The 21,856-nt window shown below is 60.4% G+C and carries 15 protein-coding genes and 2 pseudogenes; 14 read left to right on the forward strand and 3 right to left on the reverse strand.

Annotation, left to right across the window (positions count from 1 at the left end; translation table 11 throughout):
* The first annotated feature begins 155 nt into the window (after positions 1-155).
* Together PPGU16_RS17260 and PPGU16_RS17265 are read left to right on the forward strand one after the other, a co-directional pair.
* Complete coding sequence (locus PPGU16_RS17260; protein ID WP_180723844.1) at positions 156-692, forward strand: putative pterin-binding protein; 537 nt, start codon at positions 156-158, stop codon at positions 690-692.
* Entirely contained in the window at positions 662-2,515 is a 1,854-nt protein-coding gene (locus tag PPGU16_RS17265; protein ID WP_180723845.1) for an ATP-binding response regulator, read from the forward strand. Before PPGU16_RS17260 ends, PPGU16_RS17265 begins: the two co-directional genes overlap by 31 nt.
* 28 nt (positions 2,516-2,543) lie before the next feature.
* On the opposite strand, the gene PPGU16_RS17270 is transcribed toward PPGU16_RS17265, so the two are convergent.
* Positions 2,544-3,398 (reverse strand): helix-turn-helix domain-containing protein, encoded by an 855-nt coding sequence (locus tag PPGU16_RS17270; protein WP_007588675.1) that lies wholly within the window; start codon positions 3,396-3,398, stop codon positions 2,544-2,546.
* Between the two features lie 33 nt (positions 3,399-3,431).
* Here PPGU16_RS17270 and PPGU16_RS43080 point away from each other — a divergent pair, with 33 nt between their 5' ends.
* The 8 genes and pseudogenes from PPGU16_RS43080 to PPGU16_RS43215 all read left to right on the forward strand — a co-directional run bounded on the left by PPGU16_RS43080 (position 3,432) and on the right by PPGU16_RS43215 (position 13,004).
* Positions 3,432-3,557: a hypothetical protein gene (locus tag PPGU16_RS43080; RefSeq protein ID WP_274599987.1), complete on the forward strand. Its 126-nt coding sequence runs from the start codon at positions 3,432-3,434 to the stop codon at positions 3,555-3,557.
* 306 nt (positions 3,558-3,863) lie between these two features.
* Positions 3,864-5,203: pseudogene (locus PPGU16_RS17275) on the forward strand (NAD(P)/FAD-dependent oxidoreductase).
* 893 nt (positions 5,204-6,096) lie between these two features.
* A complete protein-coding gene (tssF, locus tag PPGU16_RS17280) occupies positions 6,097-7,983 on the forward strand; it encodes a type VI secretion system baseplate subunit TssF (RefSeq protein WP_180723846.1) in 1,887 nt (628 codons plus the stop codon).
* A pseudogene (gene tssG / locus PPGU16_RS17285) lies at positions 7,983-9,088 on the forward strand (type VI secretion system baseplate subunit TssG). Before tssF ends, tssG begins: the two are co-directional and overlap by 1 nt.
* 51 nt (positions 9,089-9,139) lie before the next feature.
* Positions 9,140-9,739, forward strand: coding sequence for a hypothetical protein (locus tag PPGU16_RS17290; protein ID WP_180723847.1), 600 nt, complete (start codon positions 9,140-9,142; stop codon positions 9,737-9,739).
* Positions 9,711-10,352 carry a hypothetical protein gene (locus PPGU16_RS17295; RefSeq protein ID WP_180723848.1) on the forward strand — a complete coding sequence of 214 codons (642 nt, stop codon included), beginning with the start codon at positions 9,711-9,713 and terminating at the stop codon, positions 10,350-10,352. The genes PPGU16_RS17290 and PPGU16_RS17295 overlap by 29 nt, the downstream gene beginning before the upstream one ends.
* A gap of 188 nt (positions 10,353-10,540) precedes the next feature.
* Complete coding sequence (locus tag PPGU16_RS17300; protein ID WP_180723849.1) at positions 10,541-12,547, forward strand: type VI secretion system Vgr family protein; 2,007 nt, start codon at positions 10,541-10,543, stop codon at positions 12,545-12,547.
* A gap of 49 nt (positions 12,548-12,596) precedes the next feature.
* The gene (locus tag PPGU16_RS43215) at positions 12,597-13,004 is read left to right on the forward strand and encodes a PAAR domain-containing protein (RefSeq protein WP_180723850.1); all 408 of its coding nucleotides are present in this window, start codon (positions 12,597-12,599) and stop codon (positions 13,002-13,004) included.
* A gap of 215 nt (positions 13,005-13,219) precedes the next feature.
* Here PPGU16_RS43215 and PPGU16_RS17310 read toward each other — a convergent pair whose 3' ends face one another.
* Positions 13,220-13,957: a FadR/GntR family transcriptional regulator gene (locus PPGU16_RS17310; RefSeq protein WP_180725119.1), complete on the reverse strand. Its 738-nt coding sequence runs from the start codon at positions 13,955-13,957 to the stop codon at positions 13,220-13,222.
* A 197-nt stretch (positions 13,958-14,154) separates the two neighbouring features.
* Here PPGU16_RS17310 and lhpH point away from each other — a divergent pair, with 197 nt between their 5' ends.
* From lhpH to PPGU16_RS17330, 4 genes are all read left to right on the forward strand, one after another.
* A complete protein-coding gene (lhpH, locus tag PPGU16_RS17315; protein ID WP_180723851.1) occupies positions 14,155-15,162 on the forward strand; it encodes a trans-3-hydroxy-L-proline dehydratase in 1,008 nt (335 codons plus the stop codon).
* A 24-nt stretch (positions 15,163-15,186) separates the two neighbouring features.
* Positions 15,187-16,104: a bifunctional Delta(1)-pyrroline-2-carboxylate/Delta(1)-piperideine-2-carboxylate reductase gene (gene lhpI, locus PPGU16_RS17320; RefSeq protein WP_180723852.1), complete on the forward strand. Its 918-nt coding sequence runs from the start codon at positions 15,187-15,189 to the stop codon at positions 16,102-16,104.
* Positions 16,105-16,315: 211 nt separating this feature from the next.
* Positions 16,316-17,800 (forward strand): glucose-6-phosphate dehydrogenase, encoded by a 1,485-nt coding sequence (gene zwf / locus PPGU16_RS17325; RefSeq protein WP_180723853.1) that lies wholly within the window; start codon positions 16,316-16,318, stop codon positions 17,798-17,800.
* 1,228 nt (positions 17,801-19,028) lie between these two features.
* Positions 19,029-20,669, forward strand: a complete 1,641-nt coding sequence (locus PPGU16_RS17330) for a hypothetical protein (RefSeq protein ID WP_180723854.1) — start codon at positions 19,029-19,031, stop codon at positions 20,667-20,669.
* A gap of 32 nt (positions 20,670-20,701) precedes the next feature.
* On the opposite strand, the gene PPGU16_RS17335 is transcribed toward PPGU16_RS17330, so the two are convergent.
* Entirely contained in the window at positions 20,702-21,787 is a 1,086-nt protein-coding gene (locus PPGU16_RS17335; RefSeq protein ID WP_180723855.1) for a GlxA family transcriptional regulator, read from the reverse strand.
* Positions 21,788-21,856: the final 69 nt, after the last annotated feature.

The following is a 21,856-nucleotide window of genomic DNA, read 5'->3' on the forward strand; positions in this document are numbered from 1 at the left end:
GAAGCGGCTTTTTTGAGATGGAGCCGATATTATGCACGCCATGTAAAGATTCTGTGTCGGGGCCGGTCCTGCCGCGTTGTAGTTATCGTCTGATGGCGTTGTCAGGCACAATGCGGGCACGACTAACAACAAGACCACACGAGAGGGACCTGAAAGTGCACTACAAGAAATGCGGATGGTTGCGTTCGTTCGCCTTGATGTCCGCGCTGGCCAGCGTCTTCGTACTGGCTTTCGCTTCGTTCGGAGCGTCGGCCGCGCCGCTGACGACCACGCTCGCGCTCGACGTCAAAGGCAAGATCTCGAAGACCAACGACGACGATCACACCGTTTTTCACTTTTCCGAAGCCCAGTTGCTCGCGCTGCCCGTCCATAGCATTTCGACATCGACGACATGGACGGCAAAATCCACCTTCACGGGGCCGCTGCTCGCGGATATCCTGAAGACCGTGGGCGCGTACGGCGATCAGATCGAAATCCACACGCTGGATGACTACACGTACACCGTTCCAGTATCGGACACGAGCCGGTACGGCGTAATCGTCGCGTACAGCATGAACGGCAAGCGCCTGCAGGTCAGCGACTTCGGGCCGCTGTTTCTCATCTATCCGCGCGACCAGTTTCCCGGCGAGCTGGCGGGAGCGTCGGCGGACGCGAAATTCGTATGGCAGATCAAGGCACTCATCGTCAAATAGGACGGCGCCCGCTGCGCCGTGTGGTGCTCGTCGTCATCTGGATCGCCGCGCTCGCGGCGCCGACGGCGGCGATCAGCTACCTGCTGTACTCGGCCCTCCTCAATCCGCGAGCAACCCAGCAGCTGACGGGCACTTACGACGGCTTCTATTGGGACGCCGCGCAACTCCAGATTGCCTACGCGCGGCTCGAAAGCCAGCTGCTGCAATACCAGACGGGCGCCGATAGCGACTATCAACGGCTCACGCTGCATTTCCAGGTGTTGCAATCGAAGCTGCGCGTGATGGCGGGCTCGACGCAGCGCCTCGCCGAGCAGACGGAGGCCGTGCAGCGCCAGCAGGAAGAGATCGCGGGGCTCTCGGACATGCTGGTCGCGTTGCAGCCTTCGCTCGACGCGCTGCCGAATTCGCCTGCGCTCGCGTCGCAGATGGTCGAAGAGCTGCGCAAGCACTGGAAGGAAGTCAACGACCTCGCGCTGAGCCGCCGTAACGTCGACCTGCAGGGCCGCGAGGCGATGAATTCGGATTTCATCGCGAAACGCCGGATGCTGTTCGCGGGCGGGCTGGTGCTGCTGTTGCTGTCGGCGGCGGCGACCACGCTGCTGGTGATGAATGGCCGGCGCCGTACCAAACTGATCCTGCAGCAGCACGCCGCGCTCGACGCCGAGCATCAGGCCAGCCGCGCCGCACGCGAGGCGAGCCTCGCCAAGGACGCGTTCCTCGGCATGATCAGCCATGAGCTGCGCACGCCGCTGCACGCGATCGTTTCGTCGATCGAACTGCTCGGCTTCAACTTTCACTCCGAAGCGGACCGCAAGGTGATCCAGCGGCTGGAGACGGCGGCGCGCCATCTCGAAGCGCAGATGAAGGATCTGACCGACTACGCGCGCCTCGGCGCCGGCAAGCTGGAATTGCGCAACGAGCATTTCGATCCGCGTGAGCTGCTGACGTCGATCGTCGACGAGCACGAGCCGTTCGCGCGGGCCAAGGGTCTCGTGTTCGAAGGCAGCGCGAGCGGCCGGGTGGGGCTCGTCGATTCCGATCCGCACCGCATCCGGCAGATCGTCAACAACCTGGTGACCAACGGGATTCGCTACACGGAGCGCGGCACCGTCACGCTGCATTTCGCTCAGCGCGACGACGCGCTGGCCATCGTCGTCACCGACACGGGCGCAGGCGTGCCGGACAAGCAGATTCCGCTGATCTTCAAGGAGTTCACGCAGCTCGACGCATCGCGTACGCGCCGCTTCGAAGGCGCGGGGATGGGGCTCGCGATCGTGCAGGGTCTCGTCGATCTGTTCGGCGGCACGATCGACGTCGACAGCGAAGTGGGCAAGGGCACGCGCTTCACGGTGACGATTCCCGTGAGGCCGGTCGCCGCGCCGGCCGGCGCGTCGGCCGTGCCGCACGCGGCGCAAAGTGAAGGGCGCCCGAAGGTGCTGATCGTCGACGACAACCAGCTGATTCGAGAGTCGCTGTGCGAAATGCTCGAACACATGGGATGCGACGCGGCCGCCGTCGCCAATGCTGACGACGCGCACGCGTGGCTCGCCGCGCGGCAGTGCGATCTGGTGCTGCTCGATCTGCACATGCCCGACAAGGACGGCTATGCGTTCATGGTCGAGTATGTGGAGAGGTCGGAAGGGTTGGGTCAGGCGGTGCGCACGCCCGTGATCGCCGTGAGCGCTTACGCGCCCGAGAGCGGGGCGCGCACGGAGGCGGACCCGTTCTTCGACAGCCTGACCAAGCCTGTTCACTACGAGGTGCTGCGCGACGCCGTGCAACGCGCGCTGGCGGCGCGGCACGGGGCGTCCGTCGCGGGCTGACAGGCGAGCCCACGCTCGAGGCCGTGATTTATGCGCGGCTCAGACGCTTCGACAGATCAGCGACGAGAATCGCCATGCGCGCTGGCTTCTCGTAACAGGCGACATCGTAGTTGCGCACGATGTCGCTGATTTCCGACTCGCTCGCCTTGCCCGTCAGCAACTCACCCGTCAGCACGAAAATCGGTGCATCCGGGTTCTCCGACGCGCGCACGGCGCGGATCGCTTCCGCCGACGTCTGCGGACCGAACAGCCAGTCGATCACCACGCCGTCGAACACCTGCGTCTGGAGCGTCTCGGCGAACGCCGCTAGGCCGTAGATCGCGATGGCCGCGAAGCCGCTGCGCTCGAGATAGTCGCGCAGATTGTCAGCGGAGGCCTGGTCGTCGTCGACGACGGCGATCAACGGCTTGTCGGTCTCGGCGCGGCGCGGATAGATCTCGATCTTGTGGACTTCATACGCGTTCTGATAAAGCGCGCCATCGTGCCGCACGACACGCCACTGGTCGAGCTTCGACCACGCGATGAATTCCGGCCGGCTGCCCGCTTCGATCGGCGCGCCGATCCACGCGGTGCACGCGAGCTCGATTCCGCCGATCGCGAACACGGCTTCCTGCGCGGTGGCGCCGACCATGCCGGGATCGAGCGATTGCGCGCCGAACAGCTGCGCCGCCGGCTCGCCGAATACCTCGGCGACCTTCTTGATCTGCGAGAGCGTCCACGGACTGTTGCCGCGCAGCTTGCGGTGACCCTGCGAGAAACTCAGATCGAGGATCCGGCAAAGCTCGCTGGTCTGCTGACGCTTGCCGATGCCGTGACGGCTCATCAACTCGCGCACGCGTTCGGCGACAGCAAGCGAGTCGGTAGAGGTGGCTTCGTTGGACATGCGCGAAGTGTGTGTCGGTGTAAATAGTTGTATATGACGCGGCGTCATGGCGGCAGCGCGGTGCTGCGCGACACGCCGGACGGGCGTGCTGCCCTCGCAGGACCGCAACTGTACCGCAAGACTTCGGGCGCGCCTGGTGTCGCGCCCTATCCGCAGTAATCGAGCTTTTTTCGACGAACCCGCCGATTCTAATGAGTTCGACCGCCTCACGCGAATGAGGCGGTGTTCGAATCATGCGAAGACTGTCTATTTTAGCGGTGAAGTATATGCAAACCGCATGAAATTAATTGGTAAGGCATGTGAATTTGCACAGTTCTTTTGGGGCGAATCACTAGCGGAACGGGGTGCGCCGGCGCGGCTGCTTGTGGCGGCCGCTTTTCTGACCGGGATTGCCGGGCGCGGGCGGGCCTGAGAAGATGCTGTCCCTCGACACGGCGTCCGCGCCATTTCTCTATCGTTTTCCTGATGACGACCACTTATCCGCTGCACGCCAATCTGAGCCCGGCCGACGCGCCGTTTCCCGATCAAGCCGACGTCGTGATTGCGGGCGCCGGCATCATGGGCTGCGCGGCGGCGTACTACCTGGCGCGCCGGGGCGTGAAGGCGGTGGTGCTGGACAAGTCGCGCATTGCGGGCCAGCAGTCGACGCGCGCCTGGGGTTTCGTGCGCCAGCAGGGCCGCGAGGCTGCCGAAGTGCCGCTGATGATGGCGGGCATGCGCATCTGGGAGCAGCTCGAACGCGAGCTGGATTTCGATCTCGAATGGCGCCAGGGCGGCTGTCTCTACGTCGCGGACAAGGAGGAGGACTGGGCGTCGTTCCAGCAATGGATGGACGTCGCGAAGCAATACGGGCTGGATACGCGCGTGCTCGACCGCGCGCAGGTCGACCAGCACGTGCGGGGCATGCAAGGCAAGGTGCTGGGCGGCCTGTACACGCCGACCGACGGCCAGGCCGAACCACGTCGCGCGGCGGCCGCTTTCGCGGCGCGGGCCGCCGAAGCGGGCGCGCGGTTTTTTGAAGGCTGTGGCGTGATCGGGATCGAACGGGCGGCGGGCGCCGTGACGGGTGTCGTCACCGAGCGCGGCACGATCCGTACGCGGCAGGTGATTTGCGCGGCGGGCGCGAGCAGCTGGCGGTTGCTGGATACGCTCGGTATTGTTTTGTCGCAGCAGGCGGTGCGGGGTACCTGTATGCGAACGAATCCGTTGCCTGCGATTACTGCTTCGACGTTCTGGGGCATGGGCTTGGGATTCGCCAGCGCGCGAATGGCGCGATCAATCTCGCTGACGATATGCAGGTTGATGTCGATATGACATTTGGGCATTTTCGGGCGCTCAAGTGGTTCTTGCCCGAGCTTTGGACGCAGCGCGAGAAGTTCAGCTTTCATCTGAATGGCGCGTTCGTGCGTGATCTATGCGAGCGGGTGCCGGGTGTTTTGGCTGCTGATGAGCGCGTGTTGCATCCGCGGGATCCGAATCCGCAGCCGAATCGTTCGCATGCGCCGCGGGCTTTGCAGAAGTTGCGGGCGTTGTTTCCGGCTTTGAAGGATGCGCAGGTGGTGGAGTCGTGGGCCGGGTTGATCGATGTGCTGCCCGATGGGATTCCCGTGCTCGATGCTGCTGCTCAGGCGCAGGGCCTGCTGGTTGCTACCGGGTTTTGTGGGCATGGCTTCGCCATGGGGCCGATTGTTGGGCGGCTGATGGCTGAATGGATCGTTGATGGGCAGCCTTCGCTTGATCTTTCTGCGTTCCGGTTGCAGAGGTTTTTTGATGGGACTATGCAGAGGCCTCGAAGTATGTTGTGAGGTTTTTTTTGTCTGGCGACGTTGGGGTGGTTTGTTTGTTTTTGCGCTGGCGTCCGCGTGATGCCTTGGTGCTTCACGCGTTGCCCCTGTGCGGGGCGGCACCTACTTTTCTTTGCCGCCGCAAAGAAAAGTAGGCAAAAGAAAGCGGCTCACACCGCCAGTTCCAGTATTTGCCTGAGGGCCCCCAAAAGGTCTTACGCTTCACACGGCAGCTTATCTGTTCGCGCTCGTTGCCAACGTTCTCTCTGTACGCCTCACCCACTTCATGTGCCCGCGCCGCGGCACGCGGCGCCTGACAGTTCGCCGCCGCCCAGGTGGCAAACTGTGTGTAGGCTTTCGCGGCTTATGCGCTTCACTCCGGACTGAAAGCAGGGGCGGGGGCGTCGGCCCCTCTGGGGCGACCATCTGCATGCCTTTCCTTCAATAGTCCGCGCTCACGGACAGGTCCCGAGTTTTTGACTTCCTCCTCGCATTTCTATCTAAATTCGCATGTGTGAATAGCGTCTCATGTGCCGTATTGGGACGCTCGTGATTCGCCGTGCAACGCCATTTCGCCACGCGGTGAGCGTGCGGGCGGTGGGATTCCTTCCTCCATGCCGTCTTTATCCGACTCCAATGATTCTGTTTTCGTATGACCCCAGGGCGATTAAGTGCGAATTTGGGAGTTATTCAATAACCGATAATCTTAAAAATTGCATCGGAATCCTGATTGATGTTAAAACTCATAGTGAAATTTGTGTGAGGAGCTATGGCGGGCTTGAATGAGTGCGGCCGTTAGCGAGATTCCCTATCTGCCTGATTTCGCGTCTTCATTTTTATGCGCGAACGCGTAAGCGGATGATCGGATATCACATCAACGTGCTGACGGATTTTTCCGCTACGGAGTGCCGTGAATGGACCCACAGCTGCTGGACTACTACAACCATGAACTGATTTATATGCGTGAACTCGCGGGCGAGTTCGCACGACAACATCCCAAGATCGCTGCGCGTCTCGGTATGCAGGGCGGTGAAGTAGCCGACCCGTATGTCGAACGCATCATTGAGGCATTCTGCTTCATGGCGGCCCGCATGCAGATCAGGATCGATGCGGAATTTCCGAAGTTCATCGGACGATTGCTGGAAGTCATTTACCCGAACTACGTGGCGCCGACACCATCTGTCTCCGTCGCGAGGATCTATCCGAGCGCCGTCGAAGGTAACCTGGTCAAAGGCTTTCGCGTTCCGCGCGGCACAATCTTCAAGACACGCAAGCCGAAGGGCGAGAAGACCGAGTGCCGGTTTCGCAGCGGTCAGGATGTGGTCTTGTATCCGTTGACGATCACGGATGCCAGGCTGACGCCTATCCCACCCGATGTGGTGGGGCTCGACCGTTATCTTTCCCCCGAGCGGCAAGTGCGCGGCGCACTGCGCCTGCGTTTCCGTACCACGAATGCCGTACGCATTGCCGATCTCCAGGGACTCGTCCGCCTGCCCATTTATCTTCAGGGTGACGAGCAGGTTGCCTCCCACCTGTTCGAGCTGCTGCACGCCGCCAGTATCGCGTTGGTCGCTGGCGAACCAGGCCAGTTTGGAATGCCTGGCAAACCGCTATCGGTTGTGACATCGGATCCGGTTGTGCATGAAGGTATCGGCATCAATGAGGGTTTGCTGCCTCTGACCGGGTCGAAGTTCCACGGCCATAACCTGTTGCATGAATACTTCGCTTGCCCGAGCCGCTTTTACTTCTTTGCGTTGAACGGCCTGAAAGAGGCTTTCGCACGGGTCGGCGGCAGTGAGGTTGAGGTGATCATCCTGCTCGATCGGCCCACCGATCGCCTGGCTGGTGTGGTGGACGTGTCCCACTTCGCACTTTTCTGTACGCCCGTTATCAACCTGTTCCCCAAACGGACCGACCAGATCGAGATTCCTCCGGGAGGCGAAACCCGGCTGGTTCCTTCACGGCTTGAACCGCTCGATTACGAGGTGTTTGCCATCGAAAGAGTGTTCGGGCAGAAAACGTCTGATTCGAAAGAGGTGGAGTTTCGTCCGCTGTTCCAGACGCTGAGCAACGACGAGGGTAACGATGGGCGGTACTTTTCGATTCGGCGCGAGCGCAGGCTCATATCCGGTTTGGCACGACGCTACGGGACACGCACGCCCTATATCGGAACGGAGGTCTTTGTTTCCCTGGTTGACCAGCACGAGGCACCATACGGTCCGGAATTGCGCTATCTCGCGGTCGATGCATGGGTAACCAACCGCGAACTGCCATTGCTGGTGCCGCGCAACGGAGCGGATGATCTCAGAGGTCTGGAAGAGGATGCTATCGAGTCGGTGGGCCTGATCCGTCCGCCTAGCCCGCCCAGGCCACCCTATGCGGATCGCGAGATGGCGTGGCGTGTGATCCGGCAACTGAATTTCAACTACCTGCCGTTCAGCGACATGGATCACCGCGAAGGCGGTCAGGGGCTGCGCGACCTGCTCAGGCTGTTCGTGGCGGATGACGACACCGACCGTCAACGCGAGGTGGAAGCACTGCTAGGGGTGAAGACGCGGCCGGTCAACGAGATGCTGCCGGGGAACGGACCGCTTGTCTTCGGGCGTGGCATCGAATGTGTCCTGACCGTCGACGAAACGGGCTTTTCCGGCGGCAGTCCCTACCTGCTTGGCCTGATCCTCGAACACTACCTGGCGCGGCACGTGTCGATGAATTCGTTCACGCAGACTGAACTGCATTCAATGCAGCGCGGACTGGTCGCACGCTGGCCGGTGCGCATGGGTACGCGCGGAGTAGCCTGATGCAGCGCGTGCCCTTCGAGACCCTCATGCAGGATCTCGCCTTATCTCCACAGTGGCTCGAAAGCCTCGCTACCGCGCCGTGGAAGCACAGTTTTCTGGCACTGATGCGTCGCATCGGTGCCAATTCGCGGATCGATCCCGTCGGCACGGCACAGCTTCCGCAGGCGGAACCTTTTCGGCTGGGACAGTTGCCACACTTGACGTTCGCGCCCAGCGAAATTGCCCGCGTGGCGGTGGATCACAAGCGCCTGAAAGTCCGGCTCTTCGGGTTGGGCATGCTTGGTCCCAACGGCCCGTTGCCCATTCACATCACAGAAATCGCGCGCGAGCGCGAGGAACTTCGGCACGACCCGACGCTGAGTCACTTCCTGGACCTGTTCCATCACCGCTATTTCACGATTTTCTATCGCGCGTGGGCGACAGCGCAGTCGACCGCTGGCCTTGATCGTGCCGGTGAGGAGAAGTTCACGTTCTACATCGCAAGTCTAACGGGGCATGACGTCAGGGAAATTGGGCAAGGACCGCTTCCGTCGCATGCGCGGCTTGCTGCAGCACCTCATCTCGTACGCGAGTCTCGCAATCCGGATGGGCTGGGCGCCACGCTCGCGCATTATTTTCGCGTGCCAGTGCACATCGAAGAGTACGTGTTTCACTGGATGCAGCGGCCCGTGCCCAGGCAAAGCCGGTTGGGCGTACCAGGCGCATCTCCTACGATGGGCATCAACGCCATGCTCGGGGACCACATCCCGGATCGCCAGTGCAAATTCCGTATCGTGTTGGGGCCACTCGATCTGGAGGCGTATCTGCGATTTACGCCTCAGGGCGCGCAACTGATTCGCCTTGTCGAATGGGTCAGGGCGTTCGTGGGCGAAGAGATGCGCTGGGAGCTGGAGCTGAGAATCCTGCCAGCGCGCGCGTCGCCCGCCGTGCTTGGGGTGCGCAGCAGCTTGGCTGGTCAGGGTGGTTAGGGGAGTCATCCCCAGATGTACCCGTGAGAGGGATGCACCTCGATCCAGAAGATTATTTGCCGCAACTCACGCGTGACGCTGAAGCGCGATGGATAGTGCGGTCGAACCTTGAGGCCAGCTCTTCGGAGGGTGCCTGATTAAGTGACGAGGCCTCTCAAGGTCGTGAGCGGCGGAATAGCAAGGCAGATATGAAAAAACTCAAATGCATTATTTTGGCTATTGTGATCGCGTGTGCGATGACGTGGCTTCAGTATCGACCGATATTATCTATTCTCGTATTCGTGGCTTTCGCAGGGTATCTGGCCCTGCTGATTTTGAATGCATTTGGAATCACGGCATCGAGAAAGAAGCTGACAAGGCGTATTCCGATGGCGGTATTCGTCGCCGTGTGGGGAAGCTTGCTGATATTTAATCATCGCCATCATTGGACTGACCGTCTTTTGATCAAGCTGGAGGCGAAAAAATACGAAAATTGCAGAAGCACCGGTGTCGAATTTAAAGGAAATCGTCTGTCCGTGTGTGCGACCAATGAGAATTGGTGGCGTTTTAATTTTACGGAGGCAGTTGTCTACGATTCCAGCGGGCAGATTATGCGTCAACATCGCCTGCACAGCCCCGACTGGATTAACGCTGCGCTCACGTTGGGCCGGCCGTTCGGGTCCGGCGAATTTTCTGCTCGCCGCCTGACCGGTGATTTTTACCTGGTAACTTTCTATTACGCCCGCGATGATGAACTGATTTCGGAATGCAGAGCCATCCATGAGCAATGTATTTTATTTAAAAAATAACGCCAATAAGGGTAAAACTGGAAAAACGCTCGCTGCACGTTTCCTGTCCTATGACGGAAGATATATTCGAGATCCCAATGTGGAAAAAGCAAGGAACGCCGTCATTTATACTGATGCGGGAGGACATTCGCTGGCAGACAACGCAAATCCCGATGCATACTTTATCGTGCCGTCTGATTACTCTATCCAGAGCGCCATAGTATTTTCGAATATGATTTCGGACACACTTGTCTGCAACGGTATCAATTCGGCCTATGGCTTGATGATCGGAGCGTTTATGCCCAATGGCTCCCACGATCTGCAGCGAACCTACCCGGAGAGCGACGGGACGAACCCCGGGTGTTTTGTTTCCGAGTTTACCGATAGCGCCTCGTTTCATTTTGGGCTTGTTGCAACCTATTCTGGCATTGGAGAGCGTGCTGCGTTGATTGGCGGCGGATTGCTTAATCGTAGCCACTATCTGACCAACAGAAGGATCGACACGAGCGGGATAGATGGAAATAATCCCGATAATGTCAGATCGATCCAGGCAGGCGCTACGTTCGCGCAGGCATTGCAGCAGCGATACGGCATGCATTCTCCTGGAATTTGTTATGGGCTGCCGGTCTACTAGACGACACACATGAAGTATTGGCCGCAATATTAATTTAGGATACCAAAGCGGATGTTGAATGAATCGACAGACCGTCGAGCATGTAGAGGTTGCCGTATTTCAGCGGGAAATTGACGTCTTGACCGCAGCAGGCGTATCAGCCGCGATACGCACAGTCCAGCAAGTCACCTGGCATGAGGAATTCGTTTATGTTGCAATTTCTGACAGACCGTACGCTTACGATTAGCGGCCCGGCCATCCCGCTCTCGACGGGTGGGGTCCCCGCGTTGCAACTCAGGGCGCTACACGGCTCCGAAACCGTATCCACGATCTACACCTACGTGCTGGATTGCGTATCAGCGTCTGATCTGATGATGGACGACGCTGCAAACCTCGATCTGAAATCGCTTATCGGCAAGGAGCTGACCGTCACGATTCAACTTGACGGCATGGGCTCCTTCGTGCCCGGAATGACCGGATTGTCGGGGCCGTCGAATATCGGCAAAGGCATTCGGGAGATTAGCGGCATTGTCACGGAAGCCAGATATGTCGGGCAGTCAACCCGACAAGGTCAGTATCGTCTGCTCCTCCAGCCATGGATCCGTCTTGCAGATCAACAGTCGAACTACAGAATATTCCAGAACAAGACGGTGGTCGAAATTGTGGACCAGGTCTTGGGCTTCTATATGTTCTCGTGGGACAAACGCCTGAGCGCGGAGTACAAAAGCCTCGCGTATCAAGTCCAGTACGGCGAAACCGATTTCGCGTTCGTTCAGAGGCTCATGCAGGAACATGGCATCTACTGGTTCTATGAGCATTCGAACGGGATTCACCGGATGGTGCTGGTAGATCAGCTGGGTGCCCACAAACCGGTTGATAGCGAGGCATACCAGACACTCTCGTACTACCCTCCGGGACACAAGATAGATAGGGAATATATCGATACCTTTGACGCGAGCGAGAGTATCCAGTCGGGTCGCTGGACAACGGGCGATTTCAATTTCAAGAAACCGAAAGCACGTCTGGAAGCGGAAAACGCCTTGCCACGTGACACTCAATATAACGAACTGGAGCATTACGAATGGCCGGGTGATTACAGTGATCTGGATGCCGGGGAAGAGTTTGCCCAGATACGAATGCAGGAAATCCATGCTCACGGGAGTCGTGCATGGGGAGGCGGCAATCTGCGCGATGTTGTTTGTGGTACGACATTTACGCTTCATGGCTACCCGCAGAAAGATGCCAATCGCGAGTATCTGGTTCTTGGCGCGACGTTTGTTGCCTCTGAGCTGGGCGAGTCGACTGGCGCGGGGGAATTCCACGTCCGGTCGACCTTTGTCGTGCAGCCCGCCACGGTTGTCTTCCGTCCACCGCGCACGATCCAGAAGCCTCGTACGCGTGGGCCACAGACCGCTACCGTCACAGGCCCGGAGGGTCATGAAATCTGGACTGATCAGTACGGTCGGGTCAAGCTGAAGTTCCACTGGGACCGCTCGCCGGTGCGCGATCAAAATTCATCCTGCTGGGTGCGGGTCTCGTACCCGTGGGCCGGCAACAACTACGGAACAATCTCGATTCCCCGTGTCGGCTCCGAGGTGATCGTTGATTTCGAGAATGGCGATCCTGATCGACCCATCATCATCGGGCGCGTCTATAACGGTTCGAACATGCCGCCATGGACGCTACCGGACAATGCCACACAAAGTGGAACATTGTCCCGGTCTTCAGAAGGTGGTGGATACGGCACAGCCAATGCGATCCGCTTCGAGGACAAGAAAGGGCTGGAGCAACTGTGGATCCACGCAGAGCGAGATCTGCTAATCGAAGTGGAGCGCGACGAGGTTCACGCCGTGCAGATGAATCGCACGCGTTCCACGGGCGCCGACGACACCACCGACATTGCGGGTGTGCGAACTGTAAAGGTGCAGGGCGTGGAGCAGCACGTCGTGAACGGCGCGCAACAAACCACGCTAAACGGCGGGCACTCGCTAACGGTCAATGGTGGTCAGACCGTGAGCGTCAATGGTAGTCAAAGCATATCGGCAACCGCCAACGTGTCGGTCACCGCTGGCGCACAGATGAGCTTCCTGTGCGGCGCATCCAGCATCGTGATGGATAGCAGCGGTACGGTGACGATCTCCGGCATCAACGTATCCGTCATCGCAGCAGGAACCTTGACGACGGCCGCGCCGCTGACCAATCTCAAGTCTGCGTAAATACAGGCACCGTTGTGGCATGCGGCCTCAGCGCGCAAGAGGAGAAGTAATGCATCGAAAAATTATCCTGGTAGGCGACGTCACGGATCATGGCGGCACCGTCCTGACGGGCAGCCCTGACAAGACTTTCGACCGCGTGGCGATTGCTCGCGTGGGTGACACGGTGTCATGTCCCAAGCACGGGAATAACGCGATTGTCAGCGGCAACTCCGCCGTCTCTATCGATGGCAAGGCCGCGGCCGTCGAAGGTGGGAAGACCGCATGTGGCAGCCGCCTGATCGCGAGCCAGACCATGTTCAATACAACCGAATCGCGCCAGGATAAGAACGGCAGATATGCGAATCCTTTATGGGATCACTCATCGCCAGCTCAACCCGTATACAACCCATACCATGCGAGTCCCTTCCTTCCCGACGAACCGACCTTTTCGCAGGTGCCCCCGGACAATGGAGCGTAACCGAAACCTGATGCAATTCGACGCAGAGCCGTTGACCGTGTGAACAGGTCGAGGGTTTTGCGCTAGTTGAACCCGGCCTGTCCTGCAGCGTCAGGTTGGCCAAGTCCGCGCGCCCGTTGGCCTGGCTGGGCGAGGGCCATCTGCGCAAATGGGGCAACGCCTCCGTAACGACATGAAAACGCGGATGCCCTCACAAGGCCCCAAAAATCCAAAAATCACTTAGGCGCAATATCCCTCCGCACTCTGACAATATGCTGCTCAACATAAAAAGCAGCCGCATCGGCATCGCCATTGACAATGGCCTCATAGATCAACCGATGCTCGGAAACATAAAGCCTGATCCGCCCAGGATCATGAATCCCATCATCCTTCAGGCGTTTCCATAAAGGCTGGTCCATGGCTTTAGCCACTTCATCGGCGATCTTCACGAGCAGGGCATCGCCCGTCATCACCGCAAGCTGCCGATGAAACAACCGGTCGCTATCGTTCCATAGCGCGCGCTGCACGGCGTCGGAGACATCGTCGATCGAATCCATCTGCGCAAGGTAATGCTCGGCGAACTCGTCACGCTGTGCATGCGCGGCCGCGCGTCGCGCGATGGCGGGCTCCAGGATCAAACGCACATCGAGGGCCGACGTAGGGCTGAAATCGGCGTCGCCCGGTATCTCGCCAGAAGCGGGCGCCGCCGCCAACCGCTGCAACGCGTCCGCGCAGACGTAAGTGCCCGAATTGCGCCGCGTGACGACCAACCCCTCGTTCTGCAACGCGCCCAGTGCCTCCCGCACAGCAGGCCGTCCAACCCCAAAACGCGCCGCAAGCTCGCGCTCCGAAGGCAGCCGCGCTTCAGGCGAGAACTGCCCGCTTCGAATGTCGCCGCGCATGCGCTCCGCGACCTGCTCGTAAATCTGCTTCGGGCGAAACGCGCGTTCCAGTGCAAATGAGGTCGAGGCCATGGATGGGTACCGTGCGGCAAATGACAGCGTAATGTGGGTAGTCTTCAAACCAGTTTGATCGATAAATTTTTGAAACTGGTTGATCGCGAACCAAAGCTGGTCTACATTTCGATCCAGTATAAGACAAAGACGATGGAGCGAGACGATATGTTGGACAGGCAACGGCCCGAAGCTTTCTTGCGAGGAACGCGCGCATCATGAAGCTGAACCGAGTCATCAGCACGGTCGAAGTGCATACGGGTGGCGAGCCGTTTCGCATCGTCACGAGCGGGCTGCCGAAGTTTCCGGGCAAGACCATCGTCGAGCGGCGCACCTGGCTGAAGGAGCACGCCGATCATCTGCGCCGCGCGCTGATGCTCGAGCCGCGCGGCCACGCCGACATGTACGGCGGCTATCTGACCGATCCTGTCACGGAAGGCGCGGATTTCGGCATCATCTTCGTCCATAACGAGGGCTATAGCGATCACTGCGGCCACGGCGTGATCGCGCTGGCGACCACGGCCGTTGCGCTCGGCTGGGTCGAGCGCACGGAGCCGGAAACGCGTGTCGGCATCGATGCGCCGTGCGGGTTCATCGAAGCGTTCGTCAAATGGGACGGCGACCACGCAGGTAGCGTGCGCTTCGTCAACGTGCCGTCGTTCATCTGGCAGCGCGACGTGAGCGTCGAGACGCCGAGCTTCGGCACTGTGCGCGGCGACATCGCGTTCGGCGGCGCGTTCTACTTCTACACGTCAGGCGAGCCGTTCGGACTCGATGTGCGCGAAGACCAGGTGGACCGGTTGATCCAGTTCGGCGCCGAAGTGAAGCGCGCGGCGAACGAGGCGTTCAAGGTCGAGCATCCGCATATTCCCGAGATCAATCACATCTACGGCACGATCATCGACAACGCGCCGCGACACGTGGGCTCGACGCAGGCCAACTGCTGCGTGTTCGCCGATCGCGAAGTGGACCGTTCGCCGACAGGTTCGGGCACGGCCGGTCGCGTCGCGCAACTGTATTTGCGCGGGCAACTGGGCAAGGACGACACGCTCGTCAACGAGTCGATCATCGGCACGGTGTTTCGCGGGCGCGTGCTGTCGGAGACGAAGCTCGACCGCTTCGACGCTGTGATTCCCGAGATCGAAGGCGACGCGCATATTTGCGGTTTCGCGAACTGGCTCGTCGACGAGCGCGATCCGCTGACGTATGGTTTTCTGGTGCGCTGAACGCGCAAAGGGAGCAACCCCGATATGAGCAGCACGCCGATTTTCGACGCCGCCGGCACGGCGCGCCTGATTCCGTTTCGCGCGCTCGTCGACGCGCTGAAGACAGCCGCCGCCGATTATGCCGCCGGACGCGTCGCGAGCCCCGAGCGGCTCGTCGTGCCGCTGAACGACAACGGCATCATGTTGTCGATGCCCGCCGCGGCGGCCGATCTCGCGATCCACAAACTCGTCAACGTCTGTCCGCGCAATGGCGAGCGCGCGCTGCCGACCATCCACGGTCAGGTCATGGCCTTCGATCCGGACACGGGCAAGACGTTGTTCATTCTCGACGGCCCGACCGTTACGGGACGCCGCACGGCCGCGATGACGATGCTCGGCATCGAGACGCTGTCGCGCGTCGCACCGAAAGACATCCTGCTGATCGGCGCGGGCACGCAGGCCGCGAGCCATCTGCAGGCGATCGGCGAACTGTATCCAGAGGCGCGTGTGCGCGTGCGAGGCACATCAACGGCGCGCGCGCAGGCGTTCTGCGACGCGCAGCGCGGCACGGTGCGCGATCTGCAAGCCATGAGCGACGCGACGATTCCCGATTCCGTCGACACCATCATCGCGCTCACGACGAGCCGCCAGGCCGTCTACGACGAAGCGCCGCGCGCGGGGCGGCTGGTGATCGGCGTCGGTGCGTTCACGCCGCAGATGTGTGAGATCGGCACGCGCACGCTTGCAGGCAGCACGCTGTATGTCGACGATCTCGCGGGCGCGAAGCACGAAGCCGGGGACTTCATTCAGGCGGGCATCGACTGGTCGACGGTGACGGGGATCACGGATGCGCTCGCGAGCCAGCCGTCGTTCGATACGCCCGTGGTCTTCAAGACCGTCGGCTGCGCGGCGTGGGATCTGGCAGCGGGGCGTGTCGCGCGGGCAGCGCTGGGCGCGGGTTGAGCGCTCGCCCGTCGGCGCTGTCGTCGCAGGCCACGTGACAGGGCGAAGCGGAACGAACGTGCGTGCCGTGTCACGACAGCAAGCGTGCAAACAATCCTAAAACGTTGCAACATAGTCGTCTCGCGCAAACCTGCCCGATTTCAGCGCTGCCTGAAAGGTTGGTCCGGACGGGCTTGCGTTTTTCCCAGCAGTTAATTTTTGCGACCGCGCTATGACGACTTCCACCGCTCCTGCTTCGCCGGACCGCCCGCTCGACATGATCATTTTCGGCGGCGCCGGCGACCTGTCAGCCCGCAAGCTGCTGCCCGCGCTGTATATGGCGCACACGCACGGCAATCTGCCCGCCGAAACGCGCATTCTCGCGATCGGCCGCCGCGAATGGGTGCGTGACGACTATCTGAAATGGATGGACGAGCAGAGCCGTCCGTTCATCGAATCCGGTGCGTATGAATCGGGCGCATGGGATCGCTTCCTGTCGCTGTTCGAGTACGTGCGCGTCAATGTCGACCAGGCCGACGATTACGCACGTCTTGCCGAGGCATCGCGCCCGAATGCGCTGCGCGTGTTCTATCTGTCGACGTCGCCTGAACTGTTTACGACGATTTGCGACAACCTCTCGTCGCACGGTCTGCTCGACGAGCACTCGCGCGTCGTGCTCGAAAAGCCGCTCGGTCACGATCTGCAATCGGCGCAGGCGATCAACGATTCCGTCGGCAAGCATTTCTCCGAGCATCAGATCTACCGGATCGACCACTATCTGGGCAAGGAGACGGTGCAGAACCTGATGGTGCTGCGTTTCGGCAACGCGATCTTCGGGCCGCTGTGGCAGGCGCCGTATATCCGCAGCGTGCAGATCACGGTGGCGGAGTCGGTCGGCGTGGGTACGCGCGCGGGCTTCTACGACCATACGGGCGCGATGCGCGACATGGTGCAGAACCACTTGCTGCAATTGCTATGTATCGTCGCGATGGAGCCGCCCGTGTCGCTCGATGCCGATGCCGTGCGCGACGAGAAGCTGAAGGTGCTGCGTTCGCTGCGTCCGATGACAGCCGAGGACATCTCGCGCGATACGGTGCGCGGGCAGTACACGGCGGGCGCTGTCGGCGGCGAGCCGGTGAAGGGTTATCTGGAAGAAGCGAATGTGCCCGCCGATAGCCGCGCGGAAACGTTCGTCGCGTTGCGCGCGCATATCAACAACTGGCGCTGGGCGAACGTGCCGTTCTATCTGCGCACTGGCAAGCGGATGGCGAAGAAGTTGTCGGAGATCGTGATCGAGTTCGCGGATCTGCCGTTTTCGATCATGCCGAATAGTCCGTGCGGTCCGCGTAACTGCGGCAATCGACTCGTGATCCAGTTGCAGCCGAATGAATCGATCCAGTTGCAGATGCTTGCGAAGGAGCCGGGTAGCGGGATGCGGACGCTGCCAGTGAATCTGAATCTCGATCTGGAGCAGGCGTTCACGAGCCGTCGCGCGGAAGCGTATGAGCGTCTGCTGATCGACGTCGTGCGCGGCAGGCTCACTCACTTCATGCGCCGTGATGAACTGGAAGCGGCATGGACGTGGGTCGATCCGATCATCGAAGCGTGGAAACGCAATGGCGACAAGCCAAGGGGTTATACGGCCGGGACGTTCGGGCCGGGGGCTTCGACGGCGATGATGGCGCGGGACAATATGGTGTGGTCGGAAGAGTCGTAAGTCGAACGGACCATCCATGAAAGCAGGGCGAAGAGGGCACCTCTTCGCCCTTTTCGTTTTTGCCGCGCGTATTGAAGGCGAACTGTTAGCAATTTTTACTTATCAGTGCACGCTTAAGGAATTTTTTCCGAAAATGACTTTTTGTTGTCCGGTGACAGGGAGATAAAGGGCATCTACTAGCACGTAGTTTTACGAGCAGATCGGCAGTGATCACGCCTCGAACCCTCAGCGCATTTGCTTGCGCGAGAGCGGTTCCGACGAATCCTTCGCGGAGTCTGTCATGAAACGCGCGCTACTCATGTTTGCGCGCGTGAGCGGCATGTTGGCCAGTGCTGCCCACGCACAAAGCTCGCTGACGATCAGCGGGACGACCTACACGTATTGCGCGGCGGAAAACCAGTACTGCGCGTTCAGTGGGTCGGCGCGTGTCGTGTATGGCACCACATCGCCGACACTTCAATACAACATCAACGGGCCATTCACGAACGGTGTGCAGTGCTCGACGGGGGCCGTGTCTCCGACGGATCCCGCATTCGGGTATGGGAAGAGTTGCTGGTACGCGAGCAGTGCCGCGACGCCGACGCCGACTCCGACTCCGACTCCGACTCCTGCACCCGCGCCAGCGCCAGCGCCATCTCCATCGGGTTCGTGGACTCAATGTGCCGCAGAAAATGGCTACTGCGCGTTTGCCGGCACGAAGACCGTGCTGTACGGCGGAAGCACGACCGCACACAACGTTTCGAAGGTCTTTACAAACGGCACCGCTTGTACGAATGGAGCTTTCGGCACCGATCCGGATTACGGGTATGGGAAGTACTGCTGGATTCCTGCGGGGATGACGCCCGCGCCGACGCCGACGCCAACGCCAACGCCAACGCCAACGCCAACGCCAACGCCAACGCCAACGCCAACACCGACGCCAACACCGACGCCAACACCAACACCGACGCCAACACCAACACCGACGCCAACACCGACACCGACACCGACGCCAACACCGACACCGACACCGACACCGACACCGACACCGACACCGACACCGACACCGACACCGACACCGACACCGACACCGACACCGACACCGACACCGACACCGACAGGATCCATCTCCTGCGGCAACCCAACATCGACGGCGGGCGGAACAACCAATGGGCTGATCGCCGCCGATACGCCGAGCAGCAATGGCACGCGTCTGTTCAATCAAGGCAGCGCATTTCAGGTATCGTTCGTGACGGCAGCGACTTCGGCCGATACCGTCGTCTGGTCGATGCAGGATCAGTTGGGCAACATCAAGGGCAGCGGCTCGTTCGCGGTTTCGAGCGGCAAGCGGACGAGCGTCCTGTCGTGCACCTCATCCATCGCGGGCTACTTCGCGATCACGGCGACGCTTTCGCGCGGGGGCGGCACATTGCCTCAAGCCGGCACGCGCCCCACGGGCATTGCAACGTTCGGCATCTTGCCTAATCTGTCCAGTACGATTCCCGCCGTCAGCTATGCACACCAGGAGCAGCACCGCTTCGGCATGCAAGGCTTCAACGACAACGGACCGATGCTCGCCGCGCTCGGCATTTCGCAGACGATCGACGACCGCGAGTTGTCCGCGATGGAACCCAACGGCGCGAACACGTGGACGCCGGCGCTATCGGATCTCGACCCGTTCTATACGAGCGGAAAGATCATGCGTCTGATCCGGCTCGATGGCATTCCCGCATGGGCCAGCCCGACGGGCGGTTTCCAGGACGACACCAGTGCGCCGATCAACCTGACGTACTACCAGAACTACATGGCGCGTGTCGGCAGCGACAGCGATGCAATCAGAAAGGCGTATTTCCCCAGTCAGCAGAACAACTACTATCAGGTGACATGGGAACCGCAATGGGCGGATTCCACGGCCAATTTCGTCGCGATGTACTCGGCCGTCTACAAGGGATTGCATTCGACGGATCCCAACGCTGTCGTCATGGGCACGACGAATGTTTTCCCCGCCAACTGTCCGACGCAGTGCACGCAAGGCTTTCTCGCGACGTACGGACCGCTCGGTATCGGCAACTATCTGGACGGCGTCACGACGCACGGCTATTACAACGCGGGCACCTATGCCGCTCATCCGCCGGAGCAATACGATACCGATCCGAACCCGGCCAATGTGGCCAATGCTCTCGATCAGCAGATGCGTTCGTTGCGTGCGCAAATGCAGACGGTCAAGCCGAATATGCGGCTTTGGGTGACTGAACTTGGCATTAGCTACGATGCGGGCGCCGCGTATGGGCCCAGCTATCCGCCAGCGAATCAACTTTACGGACAGGCTGCGGTCGCGTTGCGCGCGCATCTGATCGTCCTGGGCGAGGGCGCACAGGTCACGTATTTCTTCTATGGCGCGGATTATCCCGTCGATGTCGGCGAGGGAACCTTCTTTGATATCGTCGATCCACAGGGTCAGTATGGCGCGAGTAACGTCAGCCCGAAACCGATGGCGCTTGCATTCGCTGCGCTGACTCGCGTGCTCGATGGCACGCAGACGTTGGGGCATCTGAACGGATTGCCATCGATGGTATATGGCTACGTGTTCCAGCAACTCAACAACGGGCCGATCGTCACTGCGCTATGGACACACAACAACGCGAACTGGCCGACGTCGTCGGGCACTTACAGTGCGACCTACAGCACGAGCTACGCGCTGACGGTCGATTCGCCCGGCACGAGCGGCCAGGTAACCGTGATCGATATGATGGGTAACCCCGTGTCCGTTGCTTATACAAATGGTGTGGTGAACCTCACGCTGACCGAGTCGCCGATTTATGTCGTGTCGACGAATGTGAATGCATTTTCAGGGAAGTACACGGCGCCGGTGGGGTATGCGGGGCAGTAGTGCAGGGCGCGCTACCGGGATAGCGGAGGATCTCAAAACACATCCACTCTCCCCGGAAACGTCTCCTCATAAGCCACGGCCGCATCCCCCTCAACCGGGGTCCCGCCACGCTGCTCTCTGAACATTACAGGCGGCATCCCAAACTCCTTCCTGAACTCCCGCCCGAGGTGCGATGCATCAGAAAACCCGCAACTCGAAGCAATATCCGCCACGGTCCTGTCCGAACTCGTCAACAACCACGCCGCCGTCCTCAACCGAACCTGTTTCGCAAACGCCTGCGGACTCTTCCCGGTCTCCGCCTTGAACAGCCGTTCCAGTTGCCGAGGCGACAAATCCAGCTTGCAAGCCAGTTCCTCCAGCGGCAGCGTGCGCCCGACATGCTGCTCCATCAGCAGAATTGCACGCTTGACCTTCGGATGCGTCGCCGGCTCCAGTCCCGGCGGGTGCGGCTGCGGCGCGTTCCCTTTCTGCATTTCGCCGACCAGCAGAATCCGCAGCGCCTTCTGTACGGTCGCCGTCTCGAAGTGACGCAGCAGGATCGCCGCCGCCACATCGATCGAAGCCCGTCCGCCCGAACACGTTATCCGTCGACGGTCGATCACGAACAACCGGTCCGCAACCAGCGCATCGGAACTGACGGACGGAAAGCGCTCGACGAAATCCCAGTAGTGGAACCAGCTCACGCAAATCCGGTGCTCGTCGAGCACGCCCGCGCGCATCAGGGCGAACACGCCCGTGCAGATGCCGACCAGCGTCGTGTTGCCGCGCGCTGCAGCGCGGATGAACTGCAAAGTCTCGTCGTTCGCCTGCGGCCCCGAATGCAACAGCCCGCCGACGACGACCACATAGTCGAACGGCTCCGCATCGGCGAAGGTTTCCCACGGCGTAATCTGGATCCCGCAACTCGCGCGCACGGGCGCGAGCGTGTCGCCGATCACGCTCCACGAGCAGCGCACAGGCTTGCTGTAGTCGCCTTCGTCGGCGGACAGCCTCAGCATGTCGACGAAGCCGGAGAATGCAGTGAGCGTGAAGTTCGGCAGCAGGATGATGCCGAAGCGGATGCGCTCTTTGGGCAGCGCATCGATGGAAGTCAACGGTAGCGAATCGATGATGGTCATGGCGCGATGGCGCAGTGGTCCGGCAAGTTCAATCGACTGACAACACAAAAAGCGTAACCAGAACGCGCA

This window comes from Paraburkholderia largidicola, from assembly GCF_013426895.1.
Classification (GTDB): Bacteria; Pseudomonadota; Gammaproteobacteria; order Burkholderiales; family Burkholderiaceae; genus Paraburkholderia; species Paraburkholderia largidicola.

Coding starts and splice junctions, on each gene's coding strand:
- tssF (WP_180723846.1), top strand. CDS start 6,097: ATGGACCCACAGCTGCTGGACTACTACAACCATGAACTGATTTATATG.
- PPGU16_RS17335 (WP_180723855.1), bottom strand. CDS start 21,787: ATGACCATCATCGATTCGCTACCGTTGACTTCCATCGATGCGCTGCCC.
- PPGU16_RS17300 (WP_180723849.1), top strand. CDS start 10,541: ATGTTGCAATTTCTGACAGACCGTACGCTTACGATTAGCGGCCCGGCC.
- PPGU16_RS17265 (WP_180723845.1), top strand. CDS start 662: ATGGCAGATCAAGGCACTCATCGTCAAATAGGACGGCGCCCGCTGCGC.
- lhpH (WP_180723851.1), top strand. CDS start 14,155: ATGAAGCTGAACCGAGTCATCAGCACGGTCGAAGTGCATACGGGTGGC.
- PPGU16_RS17270 (WP_007588675.1), bottom strand. CDS start 3,398: ATGTCCAACGAAGCCACCTCTACCGACTCGCTTGCTGTCGCCGAACGC.
- lhpI (WP_180723852.1), top strand. CDS start 15,187: ATGAGCAGCACGCCGATTTTCGACGCCGCCGGCACGGCGCGCCTGATT.
- PPGU16_RS17290 (WP_180723847.1), top strand. CDS start 9,140: ATGAAAAAACTCAAATGCATTATTTTGGCTATTGTGATCGCGTGTGCG.
- PPGU16_RS17295 (WP_180723848.1), top strand. CDS start 9,711: ATGAGCAATGTATTTTATTTAAAAAATAACGCCAATAAGGGTAAAACT.
- PPGU16_RS17310 (WP_180725119.1), bottom strand. CDS start 13,957: ATGGCCTCGACCTCATTTGCACTGGAACGCGCGTTTCGCCCGAAGCAG.
- PPGU16_RS43215 (WP_180723850.1), top strand. CDS start 12,597: ATGCATCGAAAAATTATCCTGGTAGGCGACGTCACGGATCATGGCGGC.
- PPGU16_RS43080 (WP_274599987.1), top strand. CDS start 3,432: ATGACGCGGCGTCATGGCGGCAGCGCGGTGCTGCGCGACACGCCGGAC.
- zwf (WP_180723853.1), top strand. CDS start 16,316: ATGACGACTTCCACCGCTCCTGCTTCGCCGGACCGCCCGCTCGACATG.